General features: G+C 70.7%; 6 protein-coding genes. 5 read left to right on the top strand and 1 reads right to left on the bottom strand.

Annotation, left to right across the window (positions count from 1 at the left end):
* Both cydC and GT354_RS30275 read left to right on the top strand, forming a co-directional pair.
* On the top strand, window positions 1-1,008 hold a 1,008-nt coding region (gene cydC, locus GT354_RS30280), incomplete at its 5' end, for a thiol reductant ABC exporter subunit CydC (RefSeq protein ID WP_161359563.1).
* Window positions 1,009-1,071: 63 nt separating this feature from the next.
* Window positions 1,072-2,967 (top strand): GAF domain-containing sensor histidine kinase, encoded by a 1,896-nt coding sequence (locus GT354_RS30275; protein ID WP_237535613.1) that lies wholly within the window; start codon window positions 1,072-1,074, stop codon window positions 2,965-2,967.
* 24 nt (window positions 2,968-2,991) lie between these two features.
* Here the strand turns inward: GT354_RS30275 and GT354_RS30270 are convergent, their stop codons facing one another.
* Window positions 2,992-3,648: a response regulator transcription factor gene (locus GT354_RS30270; protein ID WP_161359562.1), complete on the bottom strand. Its 657-nt coding sequence runs from the start codon at window positions 3,646-3,648 to the stop codon at window positions 2,992-2,994.
* Window positions 3,649-4,047: 399 nt separating this feature from the next.
* On the opposite strand from GT354_RS30270, the gene pdhA reads away from it, so the two are divergent.
* The 3 genes from pdhA to GT354_RS30255 all read left to right on the top strand — a co-directional run.
* Entirely contained in the window at window positions 4,048-5,160 is a 1,113-nt protein-coding gene (gene pdhA / locus GT354_RS30265) for a pyruvate dehydrogenase (acetyl-transferring) E1 component subunit alpha (protein WP_161359565.1), read from the top strand.
* Window positions 5,161-5,204: 44 nt separating this feature from the next.
* Entirely contained in the window at window positions 5,205-6,170 is a 966-nt protein-coding gene (locus GT354_RS30260) for an alpha-ketoacid dehydrogenase subunit beta (protein WP_161359564.1), read from the top strand.
* Window positions 6,171-6,202: 32 nt separating this feature from the next.
* On the top strand, window positions 6,203-6,446 hold a 244-nt coding region (locus GT354_RS30255; RefSeq protein ID WP_346012243.1), incomplete at its 3' end, for a biotin/lipoyl-containing protein.

Below are 6,446 nucleotides of genomic sequence, written 5' to 3'. Positions count from 1 at the left end.
CTGTCGACCCTGGTCACCGGCGCGACCGTGTGGGCCTCCGCGCTCGTCGGGGTCGCCGCCGTACACGCCGGACACCTGAACGGCGTCCTGCTCGCGCTGGTCGTGCTCACCCCGCTCGCCGCGTTCGAGGCCACCGCCGTCCTGCCCGCCGCGGGCCGACACCTGGAGAGCTCACGCCGTGCCGCGGCCCGCGTGTTCGAGGTGATCGACGCGCCGGAACCGGTGCGCGAACCGACCGAGCCCGCCGCACTCCCCGCCGCCCCGCGCGGCCTGGCCGTGCGCGACCTGCACGCGCGGTGGACCCCGCAGGGGCCGCCCGCCCTGGCCGGCGTCGACCTCGACCTCACCCCCGGCAAGCGCGTCGCGGTGGTCGGCCCGAGCGGCTCGGGCAAGACCACGCTGGCCAACGTCCTGCTGCGCTTCCTGGAACCGGCCGCCGGCACGGTGACCCTGGACGGCACCTCGCTGACCGACCTCGCCGGTGACGACGTGCGCCGGGTGATCGGCCTGTGCGCGCAGGACGCCCACGTGTTCGACAGCTCGCTGCGCGAGAACCTGCGCCTGGCCCGTCCCGACTGCACCGACGACGACCTGCGCGCGGCCCTGGCCCGGGCCCGTCTGCTGGACTGGGTCGACACGCTTCCCGCGGGCCTGGACACGATGGTCGGTGAGCACGGCGCGCGCCTGTCCGGCGGGCAGCGTCAACGCCTCGCGCTCGCCCGCGCGCTGCTCGCCGACTTCGAGATCCTGCTCCTGGACGAACCCGCCGAGCACCTCGACCTGGCCACCGCCGACGCGCTGACCGCCGACCTGTTGGACGCGACGCGCGGGCGTACCACCGTGTTGGTGACGCACCGGCTCACCGGCCTGGACGCGGTCGACGAGATCGTCGTGCTGACCGAGGGTCGGGTGTCGCAACGCGGCACGTGGGAGCAACTCGTCCGCTCCCCGGGCACCTTCCGTACCCTCTTGGACCGCGAACGAACGGCCGAGCCGGTCGCCGGGTAGACCCGCACGCGTGTCCGGGTGCCGTGAGCGGTTCATCCGGTTTTGTCCACGTAGGCTCTGCCCATGGTGAACGCCGACGACCCGGGGGACCCGCACGACCGGCACGACCCGTACGACCGGCACGACCGGCACGACCGGCACGACCGGCACGACCGGCACGACCGGCACGACCGGCACGACCCGCACGGCCCGCACGGCCCGCAGGACTCGGCCGGCTCGGACGACCCGCGCGCCCCGTCCGACCGGCGCGACCCCGCCGGTCCGGACGAGCAGTCCCCCTCCGCCCGTGCCCTCGACCCGGCCGCACTCGGCCTGAGCGACCTCGTCGCCGAGGTGATCGACCGACTCGGCTCCGCGGCGGCCACCGGCGGCCGCCTCCAACGCCTGCTCGAAGCCGTGATCGCCGTCGGCGCCGACCTCGACCTGCACACCACCTTGCGCCGTATCGTCGAGGCAGCCGCCGACCTGGTCGACGCCCGCTACGCCGCCCTGGGCGTGATCGGCCCCGACCGCGGCCTGTCCGACTTCATCACGGTCGGCATCGACGAGGGCGACCGCGCGCTGATCGGCGATCTGCCGCACGGCCGCGGCATCCTGGGCCTGCTGATCGACCGCCCCGAGCCGCTGCTTCTCGACGACCTGACCCGGCATCGCGAGTCGTACGGCTTTCCGCCGAACCACCCCGCGATGCACTCGTTCCTGGGCGTCCCGATCCGGGTGCGCGACGAGGTGTTCGGCAATCTGTACCTGACCGAGAAGCACGGTCGACCCGACTTCACCATCGAGGACGAGCAGGTGGTCCGCGCCCTCGCGGCGGCGGCCGGCGTCGCGATCGAGAACGCGCGACTGTTCGAGAGCGCGAATCGCCGGGAGAAGTGGATCATGGGCTCGGCCGACGTCACCACGACGCTGCTGACCACCCAGGACCCGGACGAGGCACTCGCGGTCGTGGCCGAGCGGGCGCGCTACCTCGCCGAAGCGGACTTCGCCGCGATGTATCTCCCGCAGCCCGACGGTTCCTACCTCGTCGAGGTCACCGCCGGGGTCGACCTGGCCGGCCTCGGCGGCACCTCGGTCGCTCGGGACAGCCCGCTCGCCGAGGCGATCAACGCGGGCCGCACCCTGTTCATCGAGGACATGAGCACCGACCCGGACGTGATGCTGGAGAAATCCCGCTGCTACGGCCCCGGGCTGCTCGTACCGCTCATCGCGAGCGACCGGATCCTGGGCGCGCTCGAACTCGACAAGCACATCGGCGAGGTCTCCTTCGCGCACACCGAGCGGGCGATGGCGCAGACGTTCGGCGGGCAGGCCGCGATCGCGCTCATGCTCGCGAGCGCGCAGCGCGACCGCGAACGGCTCGCGGTCTTCGAGGACCGCGATCGGATCGCCCGTGACCTGCACGACCTGGTCATCCAGCGGCTGTTCGCGACCGGCATGATGCTCCAAGGCGCGGCCAGGCTCGCCCGGATGCCGGAGGTCACCCGGCGGGTCAACCAGGCGGTGGACGAACTCGACGCGACGATCCGCGAGGTGCGCAGCACGATCTTCGCGTTGCAGAACCCGCCGCGCGAGGGGCCCACGGGCGTGCGCGGACGGGTGCTGCGCGAGGTGGCCGCCGCAGGGCCCGTGCTGGGCTTCGACCCGACCGTCACGTTCGTGGGTCCCGTCGACTCGACCGTGCCCGACGGCGTGGCCGAACAACTCCTCGCGGCGCTGCGCGAGATCTTGTCCAACGTGTCCCGGCACGCGCGGGCGTCGCGCGTCGAGGTGTACCTCGTGGTGGCCGGCACCGTCGAACTGAGCGTCACCGACGACGGTGTGGGCCTCCCGCCGAACCGCCGGCACAGCGGCCTGGCCAACCTGTCGAGCCGCGCCGAGGAGTTGGGCGGCTCGGCGACCTTCGGTCCCGGCCCCAGCGGCAAGGGCACGACGGTGACGTGGTCGGTGCCGCTGTGATCGGGCCGACCCGCGCACGGCGGGCTAACGACCCTGCTCGGCCTTTTGCCGTGCGACGTACGCGGCGGCCTGAGTGCGCCGCTCCATGCCGAGCTTGGCCAACAGGCTGGACACGTAGTTCTTGACCGTCTTCTCGGCGAGGTGCATCCGCCCGCCGATCTGCCGGTTGGTCATTCCCTCGCCGATCAGGTCCAGGATCCGCCGCTCCTGATCGCTGAGCGCCGCGAGTCGCTGGTCGTCGCGCGTGCCGCCGCGCAGCCGCTCCAGGACGCGCGCGGTGGCCGCCGGGTCCAACAGCGACTTGCCCGAGGCCACCTCGCGCACCGCGCCGACCAGGTCCGAGCCGCGGATGTCCTTGAGCACGTAGCCCGACGCGCCCGCCATGATCGCGTCGAACAGCGCCTCGTCGTCGGAGAACGATGTCAGTATCAGGCAGCGCACGTCGGGCAGTTGCGAGCGGATCTCGCGGCACACCTCGACCCCGCTGCCGTCCGGCAGGCGTACGTCGAGCACCGCCACGTGCGGTCGGGTCGCCGAGATGCGCACGAGCGCCTCGGCAGCGGTGCCGGCCTCGCCCACGACGTCGATGTCGTCCTCGATGGACAACAACTCGTGGACACCGCGGCGCACCACCTCGTGGTCGTCGAGGAGGAATACCCGGATAATTCCCTGATCGGTCACTTGTCCAGGTTCGCACGGGCCTACTCGGGGTGCCGCGTGACGCGACGAGAACGGCTCTATCAGGTCGCCGCATGCACGAATTGCCGTGCTCCACCGGTGCTCTTGTCGGGATTCACCAACGGGCAACCCCACGTTCGGGCCGGTCGCCGCTACGTGCCGGCAGGACTGGTGGGTAACGTTGCGGTGTGCGGTTTTCGAACCGCATGCCGTGCGCAGGTACCACCCGGATTCACCCGGGAATTCCTAGGAAATCCTAGGAAGTACAGCCACCCATCGCCGTGTCTGCACATCAAGGTAGCCGCGCACACCCCGCGCGGAACCGGGCCCGGCGATCCGGACCCGGTCCACGGCGACCCCGCGGACCGGACAGACGGAGGAGAGAAAGTGGCAGTGGACAGTATGGACGGGGCATTGTTTCCGCCCGAATCCGGAGCCGGTCCCGAACTGATCCAGTTGCTCACCCCCGAGGGCGAGCGCGTCGAGCACCCCGATTACGCGGTCGACCTCACCGACGACGAATACCTCGGCCTGTACCGCGACCTGGTTTTGGTGCGGCGTTTCGACGCCGAGGCCACCGCGTTGCAGCGGCAGGGCGAATTGGGCCTGTGGGCCTCCCTGCTCGGCCAAGAGGCCGCGCAGATCGGTTCCGGTCGCGCATTGCGTCCGGACGACTACGTATTTCCCACCTATCGCGAACACGGCGTCGCGTGGTGTCGCGGCGTCGACCCGTTGAACCTGCTGGGGATGTTCCGAGGCGTCAACCACGGCGGCTGGAACCCTCGCGAGAACAATTTCCACCTCTACACGATCGTCATCGGCGCACAGACGCTGCACGGCGTCGGATACGCGATGGGGCAACAGCGCGACGGAAGCGATGCCGCGGTCGTCACGTATTTCGGCGACGGTGCCTCCAGCCAGGGTGACGTCAACGAGGCATTCACGTTCGCCGCGGTGTTCAACGCGCCCGTGGTGTTCTTTTGCCAGAACAACCAATGGGCGATCTCCGAGCCCACCGAGCGGCAGATGAAGGTTCCGCTGTATCGGCGGGCCGCAGGCTTCGGTTTTCCCGGAGTACGCGTCGACGGCAACGACGTCCTCGCGTGCCTCGCGGTGACCCGGGCCGCACTGGCGCGGGCCCGGCGCGGGGAGGGGCCGATGCTCGTCGAGGCGTTCACGTACCGCATGGGCGCGCACACCACGTCCGACGACCCGACCCGCTACCGGCTCAGCGCGGAACTCGAGGAGTGGAAGCACAAGGACCCGATCGAGCGTCTCAAGGCGTTCATCCACAAGCAGGGCATCGCGAGCCCGGAGTTCTTCGCGGATCTCGAAGCCGAGAGCGAGGCGTTGGGCAAGCGCGTGCGCGACGGTGTGCGCACGATGCCGGACCCGGATCCGGCCATGATGTTCGAGCACGTCTACGCGGATCCGCACACCCTCGTGGACCGGGAACGGGCCGAATTCCAGGCTTACCACGCGTCCTTCGTCGACGCCGCGGAGGAGGGTCACTGATGGCTTCCACGGATGCCGCGGCACAGCCCGGCAAGGCCCGTCCGATGTCGATGGTGCAGGCGCTCAACGCCGGCCTGCGCAAGTCGCTCGACGCCGACCCCAAGGTCTTGATCATGGGAGAGGACATCGGCAAGCTCGGTGGCGTCTTCCGGGTCACCGACGGTCTGCAAAAGGACTTCGGCGAGGACCGGGTGGTGGACACCCCGCTCGCCGAGTCCGGCATCGTCGGCACCGCGATCGGTCTGGCCCTCGCGGGCTACCGGCCGGTCGTGGAGATCCAGTTCGACGGCTTCGTGTATCCCGCGTACGACCAGATCGTCACGCAGCTCGCGAAGATGCACGCGCGCTCGCTCGGCTTCGTGAAGCTGCCGATCGTCGTGCGGATCCCGTTCGGCGGCGGCATCGGCGCGGTCGAGCACCACAGCGAGTCGCCGGAGGCGTACTTCGCGCACACCGCCGGCCTGCGCGTGGTCTCGTGCTCGAACCCGGTGGACGCCTACTGGATGATCCAGCAGGCCATCGCGTCCGACGACCCGGTGATCTTCTTCGAACCCAAGCGGCGCTACTGGACCAAGGCCGAGGTCGACCCGACCGCGACGCCGGACCCGCTGTACGGTTCGCGGCTCGTGCGCTCGGGCGACGCGTGCACCCTGGTCGCCTACGGGCCGATGGTCGCGACCTGCCTCGAAGCCGCCGCCGCAGCGGCCGAGGAGGGGCGCGAGCTGGAGGTGATCGACCTGCGTTCGCTGTCCCCGCTGGACTTCGACGCGGTCGAGGAGTCGGTCAAGCGCACGCGGCACCTGGTGGTCGTGCACGAGGCGCCGTCGTTCCTGGGCATCGGCGCCGAGGTGGCGGCGACGATCACCGAGCGCTGCTTCTACCACCTGGAGGCGCCGGTCCTGCGGGTCGGCGGCTATCACACGCCGTATCCGCCGTCGCGGGTCGAGGAGGAGTTCCTCCCCGATCTCGACCGTGTGCTCGATGCCGTCGACCGCTCCCTGGCCTGGTGAGGAACCCCGTGTCCGAGGTGAAGAAGTTCCTGATGCCCGACGTCGGCGAGGGCCTCGAAGAGGCCGACATCGTCGGGTGGCACGTCAAGGTCGGCGACGAGGTGACGGACGGTCAGGTCATCGTCGAGGTCGAGACGGCGAAGGCGCTCGTCGAACTGCCGTGTCCGTTCGACGGTGTGGTGACCGAGTTGTACGCCGCCGAGGGCGACACGGTCGCGGTCGGCACGCCGATCATCGCGGTCTCGCTCGGCGGCGCGCCGCCGGCGCCCGAGCCCG

The sequence above is a fragment of the Streptomyces sp. SID3343 genome (assembly GCF_009865215.1).
In the GTDB taxonomy this organism is placed as follows: Bacteria; Actinomycetota; Actinomycetes; order Streptomycetales; family Streptomycetaceae; genus Embleya.
The sequence above is the reverse complement of the archived record's forward strand: the minus strand, read 5'-3'. Positions and strand labels throughout refer to the sequence as shown.

What these genes read in the sequence shown, in the direction of transcription:
- GT354_RS30275 (WP_237535613.1), top strand. Translation starts at nt 1,072, where the DNA reads ATGGTGAACGCCGACGACCCGGGGGACCCGCACGACCGGCACGACCCG.
- pdhA (WP_161359565.1), top strand. Translation starts at nt 4,048, where the DNA reads ATGGACGGGGCATTGTTTCCGCCCGAATCCGGAGCCGGTCCCGAACTG.
- GT354_RS30260 (WP_161359564.1), top strand. Translation starts at nt 5,205, where the DNA reads ATGTCGATGGTGCAGGCGCTCAACGCCGGCCTGCGCAAGTCGCTCGAC.